18 protein-coding genes are annotated in these 21999 nt (G+C 70.7%); 7 read left to right on the top strand and 11 right to left on the bottom strand.

The window, feature by feature from the left end; all coding sequences use genetic code 11:
* Positions 1-6 precede the first annotated feature (6 nt).
* The gene (locus tag IPJ17_13660) at positions 7-783 is read left to right on the top strand and encodes an SAM-dependent chlorinase/fluorinase (GenBank protein ID QQR72549.1); all 777 of its coding nucleotides are present in this window, start codon (positions 7-9) and stop codon (positions 781-783) included.
* Between the two features lie 45 nt (positions 784-828).
* Positions 829-1017, top strand: coding sequence for a DUF4177 domain-containing protein (locus tag IPJ17_13655; protein QQR72548.1), 189 nt, complete (start codon positions 829-831; stop codon positions 1015-1017).
* Here IPJ17_13655 and IPJ17_13650 read toward each other — a convergent pair.
* The 6 genes from IPJ17_13650 to IPJ17_13625 all read right to left on the bottom strand — a co-directional run bounded on the left by IPJ17_13650 (position 995) and on the right by IPJ17_13625 (position 7022).
* Positions 995-1192 carry a hypothetical protein gene (locus tag IPJ17_13650; GenBank protein ID QQR72547.1) on the bottom strand — a complete coding sequence of 66 codons (198 nt, stop codon included), beginning with the start codon at positions 1190-1192 and terminating at the stop codon, positions 995-997. The two genes, IPJ17_13655 and IPJ17_13650, sit on opposite strands and share 23 nt — an antisense overlap.
* On the bottom strand, positions 1189-1632 hold the full coding sequence (locus IPJ17_13645) for a phage holin family protein (protein ID QQR72546.1): 444 nt from the start codon (positions 1630-1632) through the stop codon (positions 1189-1191). The genes IPJ17_13650 and IPJ17_13645 overlap by 4 nt, the downstream gene beginning before the upstream one ends.
* Positions 1633-1645: 13 nt before the next feature.
* A complete protein-coding gene (locus IPJ17_13640; protein ID QQR72545.1) occupies positions 1646-3382 on the bottom strand; it encodes a VWA domain-containing protein in 1737 nt (578 codons plus the stop codon).
* A 99-nt stretch (positions 3383-3481) separates the two neighbouring features.
* Positions 3482-5155: a VWA domain-containing protein gene (locus tag IPJ17_13635; GenBank protein QQR72544.1), complete on the bottom strand. Its 1674-nt coding sequence runs from the start codon at positions 5153-5155 to the stop codon at positions 3482-3484.
* Positions 5156-5214: 59 nt separating this feature from the next.
* The gene (locus tag IPJ17_13630; protein ID QQR72543.1) at positions 5215-6225 is read right to left on the bottom strand and encodes an NAD(P)-binding domain-containing protein; all 1011 of its coding nucleotides are present in this window, start codon (positions 6223-6225) and stop codon (positions 5215-5217) included.
* Entirely contained in the window at positions 6225-7022 is a 798-nt protein-coding gene (locus tag IPJ17_13625) for a prolipoprotein diacylglyceryl transferase (GenBank protein ID QQR72542.1), read from the bottom strand. Before IPJ17_13625 ends, IPJ17_13630 begins: the two co-directional genes overlap by 1 nt.
* Positions 7023-7053: 31 nt before the next feature.
* Here IPJ17_13625 and mgtE point away from each other — a divergent pair, with 31 nt between their 5' ends.
* Entirely contained in the window at positions 7054-8469 is a 1416-nt protein-coding gene (mgtE, locus tag IPJ17_13620; protein QQR72541.1) for a magnesium transporter, read from the top strand.
* Positions 8466-9896 (top strand): FAD-binding protein, encoded by a 1431-nt coding sequence (locus IPJ17_13615; protein QQR72540.1) that lies wholly within the window; start codon positions 8466-8468, stop codon positions 9894-9896. Before mgtE ends, IPJ17_13615 begins: the two co-directional genes overlap by 4 nt.
* 24 nt (positions 9897-9920) lie before the next feature.
* Here IPJ17_13615 and IPJ17_13610 read toward each other — a convergent pair whose 3' ends face one another.
* The 4 genes from IPJ17_13610 to IPJ17_13595 form a co-directional block, all read right to left on the bottom strand.
* Complete coding sequence (locus IPJ17_13610) at positions 9921-11516, bottom strand: FAD-dependent oxidoreductase (protein ID QQR72539.1); 1596 nt, start codon at positions 11514-11516, stop codon at positions 9921-9923.
* Between the two features lie 117 nt (positions 11517-11633).
* The gene (locus tag IPJ17_13605; GenBank protein ID QQR76172.1) at positions 11634-12812 is read right to left on the bottom strand and encodes an ATP-grasp domain-containing protein; all 1179 of its coding nucleotides are present in this window, start codon (positions 12810-12812) and stop codon (positions 11634-11636) included.
* 77 nt (positions 12813-12889) lie between these two features.
* Positions 12890-14110 carry an ATP-grasp domain-containing protein gene (locus tag IPJ17_13600; GenBank protein QQR72538.1) on the bottom strand — a complete coding sequence of 407 codons (1221 nt, stop codon included), beginning with the start codon at positions 14108-14110 and terminating at the stop codon, positions 12890-12892.
* A 5-nt stretch (positions 14111-14115) separates the two neighbouring features.
* Entirely contained in the window at positions 14116-15333 is a 1218-nt protein-coding gene (locus tag IPJ17_13595) for an ATP-grasp domain-containing protein (GenBank protein QQR72537.1), read from the bottom strand.
* Positions 15334-15437: 104 nt separating this feature from the next.
* On the opposite strand from IPJ17_13595, the gene IPJ17_13590 reads away from it, so the two are divergent.
* From IPJ17_13590 to IPJ17_13580, 3 genes are all read left to right on the top strand, one after another.
* Complete coding sequence (locus tag IPJ17_13590) at positions 15438-16535, top strand: DHH family phosphoesterase (GenBank protein ID QQR72536.1); 1098 nt, start codon at positions 15438-15440, stop codon at positions 16533-16535.
* A gap of 92 nt (positions 16536-16627) precedes the next feature.
* Positions 16628-18784 (top strand): alpha-glucan family phosphorylase, encoded by a 2157-nt coding sequence (gene glgP, locus IPJ17_13585; protein QQR72535.1) that lies wholly within the window; start codon positions 16628-16630, stop codon positions 18782-18784.
* 20 nt (positions 18785-18804) lie between these two features.
* Positions 18805-19782 (top strand): B-box zinc finger protein, encoded by a 978-nt coding sequence (locus tag IPJ17_13580; protein ID QQR72534.1) that lies wholly within the window; start codon positions 18805-18807, stop codon positions 19780-19782.
* Between the two features lie 66 nt (positions 19783-19848).
* On the opposite strand, the gene IPJ17_13575 is transcribed toward IPJ17_13580, so the two are convergent.
* Entirely contained in the window at positions 19849-21903 is a 2055-nt protein-coding gene (locus tag IPJ17_13575; protein ID QQR72533.1) for a S9 family peptidase, read from the bottom strand.
* Positions 21904-21999 lie beyond the last annotated feature (96 nt).

Genomic DNA, 21999 nt, shown 5'->3' with positions numbered 1-21999 from the left:
GCGCCGATGCCCGTGGTGACTCTGCTGACCGACTTCGGTCTCGACGACTACTACGTCGGCGCGGTGAAGGGCACGCTGCTCGACCTCGCGCCGTCACTGATCCTCGTCGACCTCTCGCACACCGTCCCGCCCGGCGACGTCGAGCGTGCGAGCTTCCTGCTCGCCGCGGCGGCGCCGTCCTTCCCGCCCGGGACGATCCACCTCGCCGTCGTCGATCCCGGCGTGGGGTCGACGCGTCGCCGCCTGGCGCTCGCGGCTGCCGGTCACTTCTTCGTCGCACCGGACAACGGCCTGCTGACCCCCTGGCTGGCGAGCGCCAGGCCACGAAACGTCGTCTCCCTGCCGCTCGACCGGCCCGCCCCCGGCGCGACCTTTCATGGCCGTGATCGCTTCGCCCCCCTCGCGGCGGCGATCGCCAACGGAGTCGCGTTCGACACCCTCGGCGACGAGGTCGACGACGCCGTGCGCATCGACCGGGTGCGACCCTGGCGCGGCGACGGCGAGCTCCATGGCCAGGTCGTCCACGTCGATCGCTTCGGCAATCTGGTGAGCGATCTGCCGAGTGCGTGGCTCCCCTTCGCCTCGACCTTCGTCGCCGAGATCGCGAGCGATCCGCCCCTCCGGATCGAGCACCTGGCGGCCTGCTACGCCGATCTCGCGCCCGACACGGCAGGTGCCATCCCGGGCTCGCTCGGCACGCTGGAGTTCTCGCTGCGCGACGCGCCGCTTTCGGGGCGGACCACTCGGGTGCGCGGCGCCGCCGTCGTCGTGCGCATTCGCTAGAATCGCGCCAAAACCGGCAGTCGCGTCGAACCCGGAGGTGGGGCGATGGGCAAGTGGGAGTACAGGATCATCAACATCCGGAGCGAGAACTACCGGTTGGATCCCAATGCCGCCAAGGAGCTCAACGTCCTCGGAGACGAGGGCTGGGAGCTCGTGTCGATCACCTCGGTCAACTTCAAGACCGGCGCGACCGACAACATCGCGATGGTGTTCAAGCGCCCGAAGGCCGAGTGAGCCGGCGCCGGCGTCGCCGACGCAAGGCGAGCGCGAACCCGGCAGCTGCGGCGGCGAGCGGGACGAACCAGAGCGCGAGGCGCGGCGCGCCGCCGAATTCCGCCGACACCGACTGCCGGGCCTCGACGAGCTGGCGCTCGAACTCCGCGCGCGCCCGGCCGACCGCTTCGCTCATCGTCGCTCCCCCTCGAGTCGCGCTGCCGGCGTCGCCGGCTCCTCGTCGGTGAGGTCGGCTCCGGAACGATCGAACACCCGCTCCTGCCACCAGCGCAGGTGCTCGTCGAGGTGGCGGCTGGCCGTGGCAAGCGGCGGCTCGATCGAGCGCACGCGGCGCACCCCCCAGAAGCCGAGAGCCGCGGCGAGCAGCGCGAAGACGCCGCACAGCGTCGCCGCCGCTCCCCAGCGCGGCAACTCGCGAGCGAGCAGCTCGAAGGCGAGCAGAGCGAGGGCCCCGACGGCCCAGAAGGCGAAGCCGGCGGCGAAGCCGAAGATCACCATCGCCCCGGTGAATCGCGCCGCTGCCCGGCGGTACTCCTCACGCAGCGCCTCGACCTCGGCGCGCATCACCCCGAGCAGAGCTTCGCCGAGCGCTCTCGCCTTCTCCACGGCTCGCATCACGACTCTCCCTTCAGCGTCCGCCGACGGTCAGGTAGCTCAGGACGAACGAGCCGTTCGAGGCCAGCTCGTCGCGCACGCCGATCGCCAGCTTCTGCGGACCCGGTCGCATGATCACCGGCACGGAGTAGGCGAAGTGCTTCTCCAGCGCCGACGGCAGGTCCTTGGCCTCGACGGCGATCGGCACCGGCAGCTGCTGGACGTCGGACATCCGCCCCTCCTCGTCCATCGCCGAGACGAAGACCCGCACTCGTGCGACCTGGCGCCCGGTCTCCCCTTCCGGCATCAGCACCAGCTTGCCGATCGGGATCCGCACCACCGCCACGACGGTGTAGTTGCCGTCGTCACGCCGGTTCTGCTCGTCGGTCGACACGGTGACCTGCAACGGATTGAGCGCCGTGTCGAAGTAGAGCGCCGACCGCACGCCGTCGCTCATCCGCGCCTCGGCGGTCTTGTCGCGGTAGCCCTCGCGATGGCGGACGGAGAGGCCCTTGCGCTTCACCTTCACGGTGATGTCGTGGTACCGCCCCGTGCCGCTGGTCGCCGGCGTGTAGCCGAGCGAGTAGTAGGTGCGGAAGTCGTCGGCCACCTGAACGAGCTGCAAGGTCGGGTCGTTCGAATTCAGGATGGCGCGACCGCCGGTCTCGGTGGCGAGCATCTGCAACGGCGCCTGCAGATTGGCGAAGTAGACGCCGTCGACCACGCCGCTGGTGCTCGGATCGCGCTCCTCGGCCGAGATCGCCGTCGGCGCGCGGAGGCCCGCGGCGTCGAGCGTGTAGAAGGTCACCCGGTTCGTGTTGGCCTGGTTGACGATCTCCTTGAAACGGCGCGAGGCATCGTAGTTGCGCGCCTCGAGCAGCGAGCTGCCGGCCTGCTGGAACTTCTGGTCGATGGCGTGGAACATCTCCTCGCCGGCGACCATCGGAATGCCGTCGGAGATGTAGAGGACCGCCTTGCGCCCGGCAAGCCCGGCAAGGGCGGCCACCACTTCCTTGAGCGCCTCGATCGAGAAGCTCACGTCGTTCGACAGTGCCTCGGCGTACTGCCGGGCTCGTCCGACGGCGTAGTTGGCGTCCTCGGAGTCCTTGATCTCCTGGAGCGCGTCGCGGCGGTCGTTGTCGGCCTGCCCGCCCCAGGCGTTGAGGTTCTCGAGCTCGAAGAGCGCCGAGGCGATCAGCAGCGGATCGCTGGTGAAAGAGCGGCGGACGTGCAACGAGCGATCGTAGGACACGAGCATCACGCGGTCGCCGGGCCGCAGTTGGCGGGTGAGGAACTCGCGGATGGCGCGGAAGACGCGATTGCGGTTCTGCGGCCGGATGTTGAAGTTGTCGACGTAGACGACGAGATGGAGCCGCTGGTCCTCGGGCGTCGAGTCCTCGAACCCTTCCACCGGCGTCGGCGCCACCTGGGCGGCAGCGGCCGGCGCACCGGGGGTCGCGGCCGGAAGCGGCGCGATCAGGTCGGGCGACTCCTCCACCGTCTTGCCTCCCTCGACGGCGAAGAAGTTGGTGATCTTGACCGGCCGACGGTCTTCGTAGATCTCGAAGTCGTCCTTCTTCAGCCCGGTGATGCGGTTGCCCTTCTTGTCGGTCACGAAGACTTCGACGTTGACGACGTTGACTTCGATCGACTCGCCGAACCCGGGAGTCGGCGGCGGCGGTTCCGGGGCCTTCGGTGCGGCAGCGAAGGCGGGAGAGCAGATTCCGGCGAGCAGGAGCGTCGGGAGCCAGACAAACGGACGTCGAAGCATCGTGTGGGGTCCTCGAAGGCAGAGTCTACAGGAGCACGGGCAGGGCGAGCGCCCGGAACGGCAGGCGCGGCGGCCGAGGCCGCCGCGCCCAGAGGAGGCTCAGGGCTTGAGCTCGCGAACGGCGGTGAACATCCGGCCGGAGAGCGGGTCGAAGAGCGAGAAGAGGACGCGCTGCTTGCCCCGTCGGAGCTCGACGCTGTTCTGGAAGGTGACCTTCTCCCCCGGCTGAGCGGCACGCCGGGCGCGGATCGAAATCGGAATCACCGGGATCTCGGACCGGTCGCCGCGGTCGTCGATCGCCGCCACCCGCAGCTCGAGCTGCGCGACCAGGCTCCCCGCCTCCGGAACGAAGGTGAGCTGATCGCCCGGCACCGACACGGTGAACGGCAGGGTCATCCGCCCGCGCTTGCCCGACTGGGTCTCGCCGAGCTCCAGGCCGAGAAGATCGGTACTCGGCGGCGCGCCGAAGAGCAGCCCGCTCTCGACCGCCATCGAGACCTCGCGCTGACGCGAGATGTCCACGTAGTCGTCGCGCGTGCGCAGCCGCAGGCCAGGCCGCAGCACCGACAACTTGACCCGGTGACGGCTGTCATCCCCCTTCCAGGTCGGCGAGAACCCGAGCCAGTAGTAGGAGCGCGTGTCGCTCTGCGCCACGACGAACGCGTCGAGCCGCTGGGAGTTGAGCAGAGCGCGGCCGCCGGTCTGGCGCGCGATCTGGGTAAGCGTCTGCTGGATGTTCGCCTTGCGCTCGAAGTGCACACCGCCGTTGATCTGCGCCTCGCCCTGGGTCCGCACCTCGGCGTCGACGGCCGGCGAAGCGAGACCGGGAACGTCGACCGAATAGACGGTGTAGCCAAGCTGGTTGGCGGTGTCGGCGAGCGGCGCATAGAGCTCGGTGCCCCGAGACAGGGTCGACTCGGGCGTGTAGCGCGGGAAGTCGTCGCCGGCGGCGTACTCGCCGACCTCGTACGGCCAGCCGCCGGAGAGCAGCAGCATCACCTTCCGTCCGGGCGGCGCGGCGAAGCCGCGCAGGGTGGCCGCGGCCGCCGCGATGGCACCCTGCAGCTGGCGTTCGAGACGATGCGCGAAGTCGAGCTCGAACGGTTCGAGACGCCCCTCGACCGAGCTCTCGAAGTCCATCCCGAGACGCACGAAGTCGCGTCGCTCGTTTTCCAGCGTGCGCAGCTCGGTGACCCGCTGGATCCCGAGGGCCGGCCGGCCGAGCGCGGTGCGGAAGGCGCGCTCGAGCGCCGAGGGCGAGCCCGACCAGCTCGACAGCAGCGTCAGACCCTTGCCGTCGAAGGCGACCAGCGCCATCCGGTCCTCCGGCCCCAGGCGAGGCAGGTCGTCGACCATGCGACGCAAGACCTGGTCGCGGTCACGGGCGACCGAGAAGTACTCGTCGATGAAGACGAGATAGCTCGTGCCGACCGGCGTGCCGGGGGCCAGGCTCGGCATTCCGGGGAGCGAGGCGGCACCGGCCGCCGGCGCCTGCGGGACCACGGCATCGCCCCCGCGCACCTCGGTGAAGTAGCCGATCGGCACCTCGCGGCCGTCGATCTCGAGCTTGAAGTCGCCCGGCTCGAGCCCGGTGATCGGCAGTCCGTCCTTGTCGGTGACCACCGCCTCGAGGTTCACCACGCGGACGTCGACGGTCTCGCCGAACGACCGGACGGGCGGCGCGCTCTGGGCACCGGCGACGCTGGCCCAGACGAGGAGCGCCAGGGCAGCGAGCGGAAGAAGGGGGCGGCGCGGTCTCTGGAGGTCGCTCATCTCGTGACTCCTAGGATGGCGGAGGTCGCCCTCCGGTTCACCTGTGGGCTTAGCAAGTCTCAGGCCAGATCCCGACGGGACCGGGGGCCGAGTCGGGAGGCGAGGTGCTGGACGAGCCGCGGGCCGTGCTCCCGCGAGCTCTCGATGAAGATCGAGTGGGTCGCGAAGCCCGCCTGGAGCGTGCCGACGATGAAGATCCCCGGAACATCGCTCTCGCAGGTCGTCGGATCGAAGCGCGGCACGCCGGTCGTCGGGTCGATCGTCACCCCGGCGGCGCGGACGAGCGCGAAGTCCGGCTCGTAGCCCGCCAGGACGTACGCCGCGTCGACCTCGATGCGCTCCTCCCCGGCCGGGCCTTCCAGCCGGACGGCGCCGTCCTCGAAGGCGGTCACCCGCGTGCTGAACCGAGCCTCGATCGACCCTTCGGCGATCCGATTCTCGACATCCGGGCGGAGCCAGTACTTGACCGTCGCCTTGAGTGCCGGACCGCGATGCACCAGCAGCACGCGGGCACCGGAGCGCCAGAGGTCGAGCGCCGCCTCGGCTGCCGAGTTGCCGCCCCCGACCATCAACACCCGCTCGCCGAAGTGCGCGTAGGGCTCGACGTAGCGATGGCGGACCCAGGAGGCCGCTTCCCCGGGCACGCCGAGTCGACGCGGCGTGTCGAAATAGCCGACCGCGAGAGCGACGGCGCGCGCCCGCCGCTGCGTCTCACCCCCGCGGCGCCGCCCGCGAACGACGAGCTCGGCGCCGTCCCGTTCGATCCCCACCACCTCCTCGTGCAAGGCCAGGGGGATGCCGAGCGACGAGGCGACCGCCCGGTAGTAGGCAAGAACCTGGCGTCGTGTCGGCTTCTCTTCCGGAATGGCGAACGGCACCCCGGCGATCGCCAGCCGCTCGCGCGTGCTGAAAAAGACGACGTCGGTCGGGAAGCGCTGGATCGAGTCGGTGATCGCCCCGCGATCGACCACCCGCACCGAGAGCCCGGCGGCGAGCGCCGCAGCGGCTGTCGAGAGGCCGGTCGGGCCGGCGCCCACCACCAGCAGATCGAGCGGCTCGTCGGCGCCCATCACGCTCCGACCGCGCGTCGCCGGCTGCGGATCAGCAGCAGGCTCGCCACGAAGATCGTCGCGGCAATCGCCTGGGCGAGCGTGAACGGACCGAGGAAGCGATCGTCCTTGGCACGCACCAGCTCGACGCCGAAACGCTCTACGGCCAGCAGCGAGAGCACGACGAGCGCGGTGACGCCTGAAGGGAGCCCACGGGCGAGGAGGCGACGGCCGATCCACCAGATGAGCAGTCCGGCCGCGGTCTCGTAGAGCTGCGTCGGGTGCACCGCGAGCAACTGCGAGTCCGGGATCGAGGCCGGCAACGGGACGCCGAACTCCGAGCGGAGGTATCCGGCCTCGGTCGGCGGCAGGCCGTTGGCGAACTTGATCCCCCACGGCAGATCGGTCGGTCGGCCGTAGTCGTCGCCGACGAGGAAGCAGCCGATGCGGCCGACGCCGTAACCGAGCGCCAATCCCGGCGCGGCGGCGTCCGCGAGACGCCAGCCGGGGAGACGGCGACGAAACGCCACCCAGAGGACCGCCGCCGTTCCCAGCGCGAAGCCGCCGTACCAGACGAGGCCGGAGCGCGAGAAGAGCAGGTGCCAGTCGGCGTAGAGCGCCGCGTAGTAGACCTTGGCGCCGACGATGCCGCCGATCCCGGCAGCGAAGAGGATCGCGCTGGCGTCCTCTTCGTCGCCGAGGCGCGCCTGGCGGAGATTGCGCAGCAACTCCCAGTAGGCGACGAGAAACGCCGCCACCATGAGAACGCCGAAGGGGCTGATGACGAGAGGGCCGAGGCGAAAGAGCTCTTGAATCATCGTGTAATCAATTCATCCTATCATCTTGCCGATGCCGCCCTCCGCCTCGCCGCTCGCCACCATGCGGACGCTGCGCACCTTGCGCTCCGAGCCGCTAGCTCGCGGACAGCGGCAGCGTCTGCTCCTGCGTCTGCTGCGAGAACCGGCGTACGCCAAGCAGGCCAAACGACTGCTGCTGCGCCTGCATCCGGCCGACATCGCGCAGCTCTTCGCGCAGCTCCCGCCGGGCGAGCAGGAGCGGCTTCTCGAGGCCCTCCTCGAGCTCAACCTGGCCGCACGGACACTGCGCGAGCTCGATGAGGAGACGCAGCGGCTCGTCCTCTCCTCCGCCTCCGACGAGCTCGTCGACGGTCTGCTGTCGCGCCTCCCACCCTCGGACGTGGTCGACCTCCTGCAGATCCTCCCCGACGAACGCCGCGAGACGTTGCTCGAGCGCTTCGAGCCGGCCTTCGCCACCCGGGTGGGGAACCTCCTTCGCTACGGGCCGCAGACCGCCGGCGGGCTGATGAGCCCCGACCTGCCGCCCTTCCCCGCCGACCTGTCGGTCGCCGAGGCGGTCGAGCGCCTGCGCCGCCTCGCCGAGGAGCGCCGGCTGTTCTATCTCTACGTCACCGACGAACGCCGCCACCTGCTCGGGATCGTCAACCTCTGGCATCTGGTCACCGCCGAGCCGCACCGACCGCTCCGCGAGATCATGAACCGCGAGGTGGTGACGGTCCGCGTCGACACGCCGGAAGACGAGGTCGCCCGGGTCTTCTCGCGTTACGACCTGCTGCTGGTGCCGGTCATCGACGAGGACGGACGACTCGTCGGCTCGATCTCCGTCGACGACGTGCTCGACGTGGTGGAAGAGGCCGCGACCAAAGACCTCTACCACCTGGCCAACCTCGACACCCAGGAGAGCCTGGCCACCGCGCCGGCGCGCTCGGTGCGCCTGCGCCTGCCCTGGCTGCTGGTCAACCTCGCGACGGCCTTCATGGCGGCGAGCGTCGTCGGCCTCTTCCTCGGCACGATCGAGAAGTACGCGGTGCTCGCGATGTTCATGCCGATCGTCGCCGGCATGGGCGGCAACGCCGGGACGCAGACCCTCACCGTGATGGTCCGCGGGCTCGCCCTCGGCGAGATGGACCTGCGACGCACCATGCGCGTCGTCGGCCGACAGACCGCCGTCGGCCTGATGAACGGGCTCGCCACCGGCCTCGTGCTTGGCTCCGTGGCCTGGCTCTGGGAAGGGAACGTCGTACTCGGCGCCATCCTGCTGCTCGCCGAGACGGTAAACCTCACCGTTGCCGGCCTCTTCGGCGCCTCGGTGCCGCTGCTGCTCCGCCGACTCCAGCTCGACCCCGCCCTCGGCAGCTCGATCTTCGTCACCACCGCCACCGACGTCGGAGGCTTCATGTCCTTCCTCGGCACCGCCACCCTGCTGCTCCGCTATCTCCAGCCATGAGCGGCCGCCCCCCCCTCGACCCGACCGCCCTCGGGCTGGTCGTGCCGCAAGCCACGCACCTCGAGCGTCTGACCGAGATCCTCGGACCGGATGGCCTGCGCTGCGACGAGGTCAGCCGCGACCGCTACGGGCGCGACGAAACCGAGAGCCTCTGTTTCCTTCCGGCCGCAGCGGCGCTGCCAGTCGACGTCGCCCAGGTGCAGGCCGTGCTCGCGCTGGCGCACGCCGAGCGGCTGCCGATCGTCCCGCGCGGCGCCGGCACCGGCCTGTCCGGTGGCGCCCTGCCGGCGGCCGGGGGGATCGTGCTGTCGCTCGAACGCCTCACCCGCGTGCGCGCCATCGACCGCGAGAACCTCACCGTCGACGCCGAGACCGGGGTCGTGGTCGCCGACCTCCAGACGCGCGTCGAGGAGCTCGGCCTCTTCTACCCGCCGGACCCGGCGAGCCGCGAGAGTTGCCTGCTCGGCGGCAATCTCGCCGAGGACTCGGCCGGACCGCGTTCGTGCAAGTACGGCACGACCCGCAAGTGGGTCCTCGGGCTCGAGGCGGTGCTCGCCGACGGCACGCTCCTGGCGACCGGCGGGAGGAATCGCAAGGACGTCGCCGGCTACGACCTGACGCAACTGCTGATCGGCTCGGAAGGTACGCTCGCGGTGCTCACCGCGGCCACGCTGCGGCTGATCGGCAAGCCGCGCGCCTCGCTGACCATGATCCTGCCCTTCGCCGAGCTCGAGGGCGCGGCCGGAGCGGTCGCCGCGATCTTCCGCGCAGGCTTCTCTCCGGCCGCCTGCGAGCTGGTCGAGGAGGGAGCGTTGCAGGCGGTCTCGGAGCTCACGCCCTTGCCGGGGAGCCTCGTCGGCCAGGCGGCGATGTTGCTCGTCGAGCTCGACGGCGATGACGACGAGGCGCTGCTCGTCGAAGCGGCGGGCATCGAGGAGCTGGCGATCTCGCTCGGCGGACGCGACGCCCTGGTGGCCCAGGACAGCGCCGACCAGCATCGGCTCTGGGCGATCCGCCGGCGCGTCGGCGAGGCGGTCAAGCATCGATCGGTGTACAAGGAGTGCGACACCGTCGTGCCGCGCGCGGCGTTGGCTCTGCTGGTCCGCGCGGCTCGTCGGGCGGCGGCTCGCCAGGGGATCCGCGCCATCTGCTACGGACACGCGGGCGACGGCAACCTGCACGTCAACCTCCTGCAAGGCGACCTGCCGGAATCCCTCTGGGAGGCGCGGCGCGACGCCGCGGAGGCCGAGCTCTTCGCCGCCGTGCTCGAGCTGGGGGGCTCGATCACCGGCGAGCACGGCGTCGGCTGGACCCAGCGTCGCTATCTGCCGCAGCGCCACGCACCCGTGGCGATCGACCTGATGCGCGCGATCAAGCGCAGCTTCGATCCTCGCGGGATCCTCAATCCGGGCAAGATCTTCCTCTGAAGCCTCCGGCGCCGGCCCGCGGCCTCACCCTCCGGCCGGCAGCTTGGAGCGCCCGAGGTCGGTGAGGATCTCACCGGCGACGCGTTCGCCCGACTCGCAGCCCCCCTCCATGTAGCCCTGGAAGTCGAGCGAGGTGTGCTCGCCGGCGAAGTGCAGCGCACCGACGCGGGCACCTTCGGCGCCGCGGATCCCCGTCCACTGCCCGGGCAGGTAACAGGCGTAGGAGCCGAGCGTCCACGGATGGGTCGGCCAGTGGAAGCGCGCTTCGGTGTTGCGCTTCGCGGCCACGCCGGGGAAGAGGCGGTCGTACTCGCGCGCGAAGGCGCGGGCCTGTTCGGCCGGCGTCCCCTGCCCTACCTCGAGGCCGCGCAGACCGCCGCTGTAGGCGACGACGATCCCCCCGCGCCCCGGCTGCAGCCGGGTCGACTCCCAGGAGAGCTGGAACGGCAGGTCGGTCAGCACGCTGCCGTTGGAGCGCCCGCGCGTTCGCCAGAGGCGATCGTCGAAGCCCACCATCACCTTGGCGTTCATGCCCATGCCGAGCTCGGTAATCGCCCGACGCTTGACCTCCGGCAGGTCGATTCGCAGGTCGACCTGTCGCAGCAGCGTGAAGGGCAGGGCGAGCACCACCCGCTCGGCCGCCACGACCTTGCTGCTCTCGCCGGTTCGGAAGGTGAGCTCGAAACGACCGTCGCTGCGCTGGGTGAGCGCCTCGAGGCGGTGGCCACGCTCGATCCGCTCGCCGAGACCTTCGGCGAGGCGCAGCGGCACCTGGTCGTTGCCGCCGCGGATGTGAAAGCGCTCGTCGCTCTCGCCGAAGATCTCGAACGCTCCCGGCTCGGTCGAGATCATCGAGAGCAGATTCCAGGCCGATTGCCGGTCGATCTCCAGCCCGAACTCGGTCACGTAACCGACTTCCAGCAGGCGATAGAGCCAACCCGAGCAGCCCGCCTTCTCGAGCCACTCGGCGATCGACTGGCGGTCGACCGTCTCGCCGCCGTTCGGCGACGCCTGCGTGACGTCCTCTCCCGACAGCGCCGCCCAGGCGGCTTCGATCTGGCGCGCGATCGGCCGGAACGCGGCGACGATCTCCGCGTCGCGAATCCTCCGCCCGTCGAAGTACCAGACATCCCGCGAGACCGCCGGATCGTCGCGGGTGAAGTCGTCGAGCTCGAGCCCCAGCTCGCCGCAGAGACCACGCAGCGCCGTGTGATTGGTGTCGACCAGCTCGCCGCCGAGCTCGCACACCTGACCTTCGGGAAAGGCGCGGCGCAGCGAGAGCATCCGGCCGCCGACGCGCTCCTGGGCCTCGTAGATCCGCGCCGACACCCCCGCCTGGACGAGGCGGTGGGCCGCCGTGAGCCCGGCGACACCCGCCCCGACGATCGCCACCTCTCCCATCGCCGGTGCCGCGGGCGCCGCTCCGATCCACCGTCCACCGAGGGCGATGCCCGCCGCCGCGAAGCCGCCTACCGCCAAGACCTCGCGCCGGGAGAATGCCGTCGTGCGCGCTTCGGCAAGGCGCTCGACGAGCTCGGTCTCGGGTTCGCCGCGCTGCTCGGCGAGGCGAGCCAAGGCGAATGCACGCTGCAGACGACGGAACAGAGGCGTTCTGGCCATGGAGCTCTCCGCTGCACGCGCCGCATCGGTGCCGCGCCGCGTGCCCTGGGTTCGTGTTCAGACGGCGGAGCTTACCGCGATGAACCGAACTGCGTCGTGGAGGAAAACCGGGCTGCGCTACTCGGAGAAGAGATGGAGCTCGCTGCCGACGCGATCGGCGATGGCGCAGAGCGTCGCGAGATCGGGGTGGCGCACGAAGACCCATCCGTCCGAGAGCAAGGTCTGCTTCCAGTCGCGCCGGTACGCGCCGACCGGCAACAGATCGTGGCCGACGATGGCCGCTCCGAGCTCGGAGCGGAGGCGCTCCCACCCGTCGACCCGACGAATCCTGCCGTGGCCGCGCGCCCGCTTGAAGATGACCGCCGAGTTGAACCGCCGCTCGAAGGTGCGGTGGAGCCTGCCGTGGACCACGGCTTCGGCCCATCCGGCGTAGACGTCGTTGTCGCAGCAGTAGTTCATCGTGTCGACCGAGCGCGCCCCGGGCGGCCGGGCGCCGATCTCGCCGAAGACCGCCTCGCCGCGCGGCGTGAGGAACCATTCCATGTGAGTGAAGCCGGTGCGGAAGCCGAGGGCAGCGAGCACCCGGAGTCCGAGCTCGCGCCCCGCGACCAGTCCCGGCGAGCTCAGGTCGCGCAGGGTCACGGTCTGCGGGCTGATCCACTCCTCGCTGCGTCCCACGAGCGGCTTCGGGCGATACCAGCTCGAGCTGGCGAAGAGGATCTCGCCACCGGCGCAGATCGTGTCGAAGGTGTACTCCTCGCCGTCGACGTACTCCTCGACACTCACTTCGGCGACGTGGCGGATCTTCGGCAGCACCTCGTCGAGCTCCTCGGCCGACGCGACCCGGTAGGTGTCGGCCGAGCCGGCCCCGGCGATCGGCTTGACGATCAACGGGAAGCCCAGGCGTTCGGCCGCCGCACGCACCTCCGCCGCGCTCGCGGCGCGCGCGTGGCGCGGCGTTCGCACGCCGGCCGCCTCGAGCGCCTGCTTCATCAGCTCCTTGTCGCGGAAGGGCAGGGTCTCCGCCACGGTCATTCCGGGCAGGCCGAGGGCCTCGCGCAGGCGCGCGGCGAGCAGCATGCCGGGCTCCCAGAGGCACTCGACGCGATCGAGCCGGTGCCGGGCGGCCAGTGCCCGCACCGCGGCCTCCACCGCCGGCTCGTCCCAAAGATCCGGCACCTGAAGGTGAAAGGCGACGTGTTCGCGCACCGCCTCCGGCAGGGCGCCGTGCGGCTGATCGCCGAGGCCGAACACCGTCGCTCCGGTCCGTGCCAGGGCACGGGCGAAGTAGTTCATCTCGGTCGGATAGCCGGGCGAGAGGAAGAGCACGTTCACGGCAACAGCACCTCGTTCGAAGGCGCCCGGCCCGGCGGTCAGCCGAGCTCGACGCGCACCAGTTGCACCACCCGGGCGAGCGCCCGGCGGACCACGGCGGTCTCCGGGTGGCGGAAGATGGCGTATCCCTGACCTTCGTAGCTCGGCGAGGCGACTTGTCCGACCTGCGGCAGCTTCGCTTCGACGACCAGGCTGCCGAGCTCGCGCTGCGCCACGTCGAGGCCGTGCACGGCGCGCACGCGACCGCTCCCCTGCCCGCGGAAGTACGCGGCACCCGCGGCGAAACGGCGCTCGGGAGGGGCGAAGCTCTCGTCGACCATCAGCCGCGCCCAGGCCCGGTAGAAGTCGAGGTCGTGCGCATAGGAGATCAACGAGACGATCTGCGCCCCGGGCGGACGTGCCCCGACCTCAGAGACGACGACCGAGCCGTCGCGGCGGCGGAACCACTCCATGTGCGACAGTCCGGTCCCCATGCCCAGGGCGGTGAGCGCCGAGCTGCCGATCCGGCGGATCGCGTCGAAGTGCGGATCGTCGATCTCGCGCGGCAGGAGCACGGTCCACTGGATCCAGGGATTCTCCACCACGGTGAGCGGCGCCGGCGTGTACTCCGAGATCGAGTGCCAGACCGCCGTGCCGGCGAGCGAGACGGTGTCCAGCGAGTGCTCGTCGCCGACCACGAACTCCTCCGCCACCACCTCCCGCCCCGCACCCGGCGGATTCGCGGCGAGCGCCGCGCGAAGCTCGTCGCCCGACGCCACACGGAACGTCGACGCGGCCCCCGCGCCGGCAACCGGCTTCAACACCACCGGATAGCCCACGTCGCCGACGAAGCGCCAAGCCTCTGCTTCGTCGCGAAGCCGAGCATGGCGCGCGCACGGCACCCCGGCGGCCTGCAGGACCTCCTTCATCCGGGCCTTGTCGCGGAAGTTGCGCGCCGTCTCGGCGCCCATGCCGGAGATCCCCAGCGCGTCGCGGACCTCGCCGAGCGGCACCTGGAGCTGCTCGAGCGCACCGAGGAGTCGCTCGACCGGGCCGTGCCGGCGCGCCAGCGCCTCGACCGCGCCGGCAATCTGCCCCGCCGCCAGGCCGTCGTCGATCCGCCAGTGCGCGGCGAGCTTGCTCCGCAACCCGTCTGGAAGCTTCTCGAGCGGATCCTGACTGACCAGGGAGAGGCGCACGTCGGCGAGATCCGCGACGGCATCGACGAAGCGCAGGGTGGTGTCGAGGAAGAACGGGGCGACGAAGACGACGTGGCGCATGGCGGTCAGCTCGCGAACAGGGTGAGATCGGTGCCGACGGCGTCGGCCATCGCCAGGGTGGTCGAAAGATCGGGATGACGCAGGACGACGAAACCGTCGGAAACCAGCGTCTGCCGCCAGTCGCGGCGTGGCGCGCCGAGCGGGAGGAGGTTCTCCCAGACGATCGACGCGCCGCAGCGCTGGCGCAGTGCCTCGAGCCCTTCGATGCGGCGGATCCGCCCCACACCCTGCGCGCGCTTGAAGATCGTCGCCACGTGGTAGCGCCGCTCGACCGCCTGGGTGAAGCGGCCGAGGCAGACCGCCTCGGCCCAACCGCGGAAGATGTCGAGATCGCAGGCGTAGTTCATCTGGTCGACCTGATGCGCCCCCGGAGGACGCCCGCCGATCTCGCCGAAGACCACTTCGCCGTCGCGCTTGCGATACCACTCCATGTGGGTGAAGCCGCTGCCGAAGCCGAGGGCCCGCAGCACCGCGCGCCCCATCGCGACGCCACCGGCGAGCTGCGGCAGGTCGGGGTCGCGCAGGCAGACGACCTGCGGGCTGATCCACTCTTCGCTCCGCGCCACCAAGGGTCGTGGCCGATACCAGGCGATGCTGTGGAAGGCCGGCTCGCCGTCGATCGACACCGTGTCGAACGTGTACTCCTCGCCGTCGACGAACTCCTCGACGCTCACTTCGGCGACGTGGCGCAGGCGCGGCAGCACCTCGCGCAGAGCGTCGGCGTCGTCGACGCGGTAGGTGTCGGCCGAGCCGGCGCCGGCGATCGGCTTGACGATCACCGGGAAGCCGAGCCGCTCCGCCGCGGACCAGACCTCGGCCACCGTCGTCGCCGCCGCATGGCGCGGGGTGCGAATTCCGGCGGCGTCGAGCGTCTGCTTCATCAGCTCCTTGTTCCGGAAGCGCAGCGCCCCGGCGACATCGAGGCCCGTCACGCCGAGGGCTTCCCGCAGGCGAGCGGCGAGGACCACTCCGGGCTCCCACAGGCATTCCACCCGCTCGACGTCCGCCGCTTCGGGCCAGTCCCGGATCGCCGCGACGACGGCGGCCTCGTCCCACAGCGAAGCCACCTGCAGGTAGCCGGCGAGCTGTCGTCGGGTGAGCTCCGGCAGCGCGGAGGTCGGCTGATCGCCGACGCCCAGAACGGCGGCGCCGACCTCGCTCAGGCCGCGCACGAAGTGCGGCATCTCGCTCGGATAGCCAGGGGAGAGGAAGAGCACCTTCATCGGCGTTCGCCACCCAGGGAAGAGAAGCACGAGCAGTATAGCCCGAGCCGAACGACGCTCCCGCCGAGGGGACGGACGGCTCCCTGCTAGAATCCGCGCGGCCCATGAGTGACGACCTCACTCGGCTGAGGTTCGAGGCCTTCAGCCAGTACGTTCATCAGACCTCGGCCGGGGCACGGTGGCTGGTTCTCACCCACGACAACCCGGACCCTGACGCCCTCACCTCGATGGCGCTGCTCGCCCGCCTGCTGCGGCAGGTGTTCCGGCGGCACGTCACCATCGCGTACGGCGGCATGATCGGTCGCGCCGAGAATCGCGAGGTCGTCCGCACCCTCGGCCTCGAGCTCGTTCACCTGCGCACCATCGACTGGCGGTCGTTCGACCACTTCGGCCTGGTCGACAGTCAGCCGCGGACCGGCAACAACCAGCTCCCGTCGCAGCTCGCTCCGCACGTGGTGATCGACCACCATCCGCTGCGCAAGGCGACCTTGGGCTGCCCTTTCGTCGACGTGCGCCGCGACTACGGCGCCACGGCGACGATCCTCACCGAATATCTGCTCGCCAGCGGACACCAGCCGACGCGCCGCCAGGCGACCGCTCTCGTCTACGCCCTGCAGGCCGAGACGCAGGACTTCGGTCGCGAGTCCGCCGGACCCGACCACGCCGTCCACGACCTGCTGCTGCCGCGCATCGACAAGCGCATGCTCGCCCGCATCCAGCATGCCCGGCTGCCGCTCGCCTACTTTCGCAACCTGCACCGCGCCCTGGAGAGCCTCGAATCGGTCGGCACGCTCGTCGTCTCGCACCTCGGCCCGGTCGACCAGCCGGACATCGTTCCCGAGATCGCCGATCTCCTGCTGCGCCTCGAAGGCAAGACCTGGTCGCTCTGTACCGGCGCGCACGGCGACCGGATCTACCTGTCGATCCGCACGTCCAACCCGCGCGCCGACGCCGGCAACCTGATGCGGCGCCTGCTGCGCCGTCGCGGCAAGGGCGGCGGACACGGCATGATGGCCGGCGGCTGGGTGATGCAGCCGCGCCAGGGCAACGGCGAGAACGACACCCTCGCCCGCGCGCTCGCTCGCGAGCTCGCCACCGCACTGAAGAAGAATCCCGAACGACTCCTGCCGCTCTCGCTCTACCCGGGCGAAGAGCGCGGCGAGGCGCCCGTCACGTCGATCGTCGAGAGGAATCCGGCGTGAGGCGGCCCCAGCGCTCACCCGGGGTCGGCGAGCCGCACCTCTTTTCTCACCTGGGTCGCCTTGCCGCGGCCTGATTTCACCGAGGACCTTTCATGCAGATCCCCACGCTCCACATCGCCGCCATCGAGCTGCCGCGCGAGTTCCGCCGGCTCTACGACATGGCGTACAACTACTGGTGGACCTGGACGCCGCGCGCCCGCCGGCTCTTCGCGGCGATCGACTCGCGGGCCTGGGCGATGTACCGCACGCCGGTCCAGATGCTCCTCAGCTTCGATCGCAGCCGCTGGCCCGAGCTCCACGAGGACACCACCTTCGTCAACCTCTACGAGAGCGTGGCCCAGGAGTTCGAGCGCTATATCGCCCCCGATGCCGACACCTGGTTCCGGCGCCAGCACCCCGGGCATGACGGCGGACCGTTCGCCTACTTCGCGATGGAGTTCGGCCTGCACCAGAGCCTGGCGCTCTATTCCGGCGGGCTCGGCGTCCTGTGCGGCGATCACCTGAAGAGCGCCAGCGACATCGGCGTGCCCCTGGTCGGCGTCGGCCTGCTCTACCACCACGGCTACTTCATGCAGAACATCGACCCGGACGGTCGCCAGCAGCACATCTACCCGGAGTACGACTTCGGGCGGCTGTCGCTGCGCCCGGCCGCCAGCCACACCGGCCGGGAGGTGATCGTCAGCGTTCCGTTCCCCGGCCGCGAGGTGTACGCCAAGGTCTGGGTGGCGCAGGTCGGCCGCGTGCCGCTGCTCCTGCTCGACACCGACGTGCCCCAGAACGACCCGGCCGACCGTCCGATCGGCAGCATCCTCTACACGCCCGGGCGCGACATGCGGCTCGCCCAGGAGATGGTTCTCGGGGTCGGCGGAGTGCGAGCGCTGCGCGCCCTCGGGATCGAACCGACCGTCTGGCATCTCAACGAGGGGCACAGCGCCTTCCTCGTCTTCGAACGCCTGCGCGAGCTCGTCGAGGAGCGGAAGGCGGACCCGCTCGAGGCGATGGCCGAGCTGCGACGCCGTACGATCTTCACGACGCACACCCCCGTGCCGGCCGGCAACGAACAGTTCGAGCCGCAGGTGGCGCGCAAGTACCTCGCCCCCTGGGTCGACCTCACCGGGCTGCCGCTCGAGCAGCTCACCGCGCTCGGCAATGCCGACCACGGAGCGCCGCACCAGAACTTCAACCTCACGGCGCTGTCGATCCGCTCCTCCTGCTTCGTCAACGGCGTCTCGAAGATCAACGCCGACGTGGCGCAGCGGATGTGGCGCCACCTCCTCGCCGGCGACGGGGCGCCGCAGGGCGTGACGGCGGTGACCAACGGCGTGCACCCGTTCACCTGGCTCGGCACCGAGATGCAGGGGCTGCTGGCACGCTGGCTGGGCCACGACTGGCGCCAGGCGGTCGACGAGACCTCCCTGCCCGAGCGGCTGAGCGCCGTTCCCGATGTCGATCTCTGGGAGGCGCACCAGGCGCAGAAGGCGCGGCTGGCGCGGTTTGCCCGCTCGCGCCTGCGCACCCAGTTCGCCCGCCACGGCGTGGCGCCGGAGGAGCTGCGCGCTCTCGAGGGTGCGTTCGACGTCGATGCGCTGACCCTCGGCTTCGCGCGCCGTTTCGCCACCTACAAGCGGGCGAGCCTCCTCTTCACCGACCTCCACCGCCTCCGCCTGATGCTGCGCGACAGCGCGCGGCCGGTGCAAGTGGTTTTCGCCGGCAAGGCGCACTCGGCCGACCGCGCCGGCCAGGAGCTGATCCAGCACATCTTCCAGCTCTCGCGCTCCGAAGAGCTGCGCGGGCGGGTCTTCTTCATCGAGGACTACGACATGCGGGTCGGGCGGATGCTCGTCCAGGGCGTCGACGTCTGGCTCAACACGCCGCGCCCGCCGCTCGAGGCGAGCGGCACGAGCGGCATGAAGGCGGCGATGAACGGCGCGCTCAATTGCAGCATCGCCGACGGCTGGTGGCCCGAGGGGGCCGACGGCACGAACGGGTGGACCATCCGCAGCCTCTCGCAGGCCGACGACGAGTGGCAGCGCGACCGCGACGACGCGCTGGCGCTCTATCGGCTGCTCGAAGAGGAGATCGTCCCGCTCTACTACGAGCGGGACGGGCACGGCGTGCCGGTCGGCTGGGTCGAGCGGATGCGGCGGGCCATCGGCACGATCACGCCGACCTTCTCCTCGCATCGCATGGTGCGCGACTACTGCGAGAACGCCTACTGGCCGGCGGCGAATCCGCCGCGACTGGACTGAAACGGCCGAGAGCGAGGCGAATGGTGAACGCGTCGGCACCGCGCGGCCCCGCTCGACCGTCGGGCGATGCCCGGCCCGCGACCCCGACGGCCTGTCGCACGCACCCGGAGCGCGCCGCGGAGTTCCGCTGCGACGGCTGCGGCGCGCCGCTCTGCCCCGCCTGCATCGACGAAGGGCACCGACTGCTCTTCTGCCGGCTCTGCGGCGAACGGGCCCTGCCGCTCGTCGCCGAGGCGCCGGCGACCGCACCGGCACGGGCCCGCGAGCGCGGACTCGAAGCCCCCTACCCGCTCTCCGCCGCCCTCGGCTATCCCTTCCGCGGCCTCGGCCTGTACCTCACCGTCACCTACGCTGCACTGATGACGGTGCTCGACCTCGTCACCAGGAGCTCGCGCCTGCTCGCCCTCGGCACACTGATGCCACGCCTCGTCGTCGCGCTCCTGATGCCGGCGCTGCTCTTCGCCATCGTCCGCACCACGGCCGAGGGCGAGACCGAGTTACCGGACTGGCCCGACTTCGTCCATCCGATCGAACGGCTGCGCGAGTGGTTCTGGGCCTTCGGCGTCAGCCTCACCTCGCTGCTTCCGCTCGCCGCGCTCCTCTCGCTCTCGCATTGCACGCTCCTGGCCATGGTGACCGGCCAGGCCGGCTGGAGCTGCGCGGCTCTCCTCCTGCTCGGTCTGGCGATCGCCACCCCGATCTCCCTCTTCGGCCTCGGTGCGACCGGGGTCTACGAGAGCGGCTGGCTGTCGTTCCGCCTCGACCTCCATCTGCGCGCGATGATCGAGACCGGCATCGAAGGGCTGCGCACGACCCTGCTCGTGACCGGCCTGGTCCTGGCGAGCAAGCTCGCCTCCCTCCTGCTCGGCTTCATCCCGCTGCTCGGCGCCTCGGCCGCCCAGATGCTTGCCGCCTACACCCTCTTTACCGCCCCGCACCTCGTCGGCCTGCTCTTCCGCCGCCGCCGCACGGCGCTCGCCGCGATCTATCTCGGGTAGAGACGGAAAGGGCCGCCGGCGCGGTGCGCCGACGGCCCCGGGGACCTCGCGAACGAGGTGCGGCGATCAGTTCGCCGGACCGCCCTTGGTCCACTGGTCGAGCCAGTCGAGCACGGTGTCGTGCCACTGGATCGAGTTCTGCGGCTTGAGCACCCAGTGGTTCTCGTCCGGGAAGTAGAGGAGCTTCGAGGGGATCCCCTTGCGCTGCGCGGCGGTGAAGGTGGCGATGCCGCCGGTGTCGACGACGCGGTAGTCCTTCCCACCGTGGACGACCAGCACGGGGGTCTTCCAGTTCTTCACCAGGTCGACCGGATTGTGCTTGGCGTAGCCAGCCGGATTGCCCCACGGCGTGCCGCCGTGCTCCCACTCCGGGAACCAGAGCTCCTCGGTGGCGTAGTAGGCGAAACGCTCGTCGAGGTTGCCGTCGTGGGTGACCAGGCAGCGGAAGCGATCCGGCCACGCCCCGGCGATCCAGTTGATCATGTAGCCGCCATACGAGGCGCCGAGCGCGGCGACGCGCTCGCCGTCCATCCAGGGGTAGGCCTTGAGCGCCGCCGCCAGGCCCTTCTGCAGGTCGACGAGCGGCTTGCCGCCCCAGTCGCCGCGGATCGCGTCGGTGAACGCCTGGCCGTACCCGGTCGACCCGTGGAAGTCGACCATCACCGCCGCGTAGCCGCGCCCGGCGTAGGTCTGCGGATTCCACCGGTAGTGGAAGTCGTTGCCGAACGAACCCTGCGGCCCGCCGTGGATGAGGAACGCCACCGGGTACTTCTTCGCCGGATCGAAGTCGACCGGCTTGACGATGTAGGCGTAGACGGTCTCGTCGCCCGCCCCCTTGAAGCTCATCTGCTCCGGCTCGCCGAGCCGCACCTGGGCGAGGCGCTCGCGATTGATCGCCGTGATCTGCCGCAGCCCGGAGCCATCGACGCCGATCGTGTAGAGCTCGGCCGGCGACTTGAGGTGGTCGAGCGAGAAGAGCAGCTTGCCGGAACCGGCAAGCTGCACGCCGCCCGCATTGCCGTTGGCGTAAATCGAACGGACCGCGCCGCTCGTCGCGTCGAGGGCGAAGATCGTGTTCTGCCCGACGTCGTTGGCCACCGCGTAGAGCGTCTTGCCGTCGGCCGACCAGAAGATCGCACCCGGCGAGCGGTCCCACGCGGGCGCGAGCTCACGCTCCGCGCCGTCGATCCCCTCGCGCACCATCACCCGGTAGCGATCGGCCTCGAACCCGGGGCGTGACATGGCGAGGTAGGCCAGCCGCTTGCCGTCCGGCGAGAAGACCGGCTGGGTGTCCCAGGCGGCGTTCTTCTCGGTCAGGCAACGCGGCGCCTTCGCGCCGTCGATCGGGGCCAGGTAGAGATCGAAGTCGGTCGACCAGGCCTCCTCGCGCCCCACGTCCTTCGCGGAGAAGACCAGCGAAGCACCATCCGGCGTGAAGGTGAACTCCTCGCTGCCGCCGAACGGCTTCGACGGCGCGTCGGCGTCCATCCCCTTCATCACGTCGACCGGGTCGCCGCCGGCGGTCGGCAGGACGAAGAGGTGCGAGCGGCGGCCGTCCCCCCAACTGTCCCAGTGCCGGACGAAGAGCCGGTCGTAGGTCTTGCCGGTGCTCACCCGCTTCTCCTCGGCGGCGACGCGATCGGCGCTGCAGGCGACCGTCGGGCAGTCCGGATAGACGTCGAGCGAGAAGGCGAGGCGCGCTCCGTCGGCCGAGACGGTCAGGTTGCCGACGTCGAGCGGCAGGCGCGTGACCTGCGTCGGCTCACCGCCGTCGAGCGGCAGGCGCCAGACCTGCGACGAGCCGGAGCGCGTGGAGAGGAAGTAGAGCGACCGGCCGTCGGGAGCCCAGCGCGGGTTGAAGTCTCCCGCCTCGTGGCTGGTCAGCTGGCGCAGGCCGGAGCCGTCGATGCCGACCATCCAGAGGTCGGTACGACCGCGATTGGCCTCAAGATCGGTCCGGCGGACCACGAAGGCCACCCGATCGCCTGCAGGTGAGACCTGCGGCTCGGAGATGCGGTCCATGGCGAGTAGGTCGTGAACGGTGAACGAGTGCGTCTCCACCGCCGCGAGCGGCAGGGCGACGAGCAGCGCGACGGCGACGAGGCAGAGGCGACGGAGCATGCGATTCCTCCCGGAACGGGCGTAGGTGCGAGAGCCGCGAGGCGCGGCGGCCGCTCGGATTCTAGCAAGCGGGGCCCTGCGGGAGCCGCACGCCGA

The sequence above is a fragment of the Holophagales bacterium genome (assembly GCA_016699405.1).
In the GTDB taxonomy this organism is placed as follows: domain Bacteria; phylum Acidobacteriota; class Thermoanaerobaculia; order Multivoradales; family JAGPDF01; genus JAAYLR01.
This window is presented reverse-complemented; position numbering and strand designations above follow the sequence as displayed.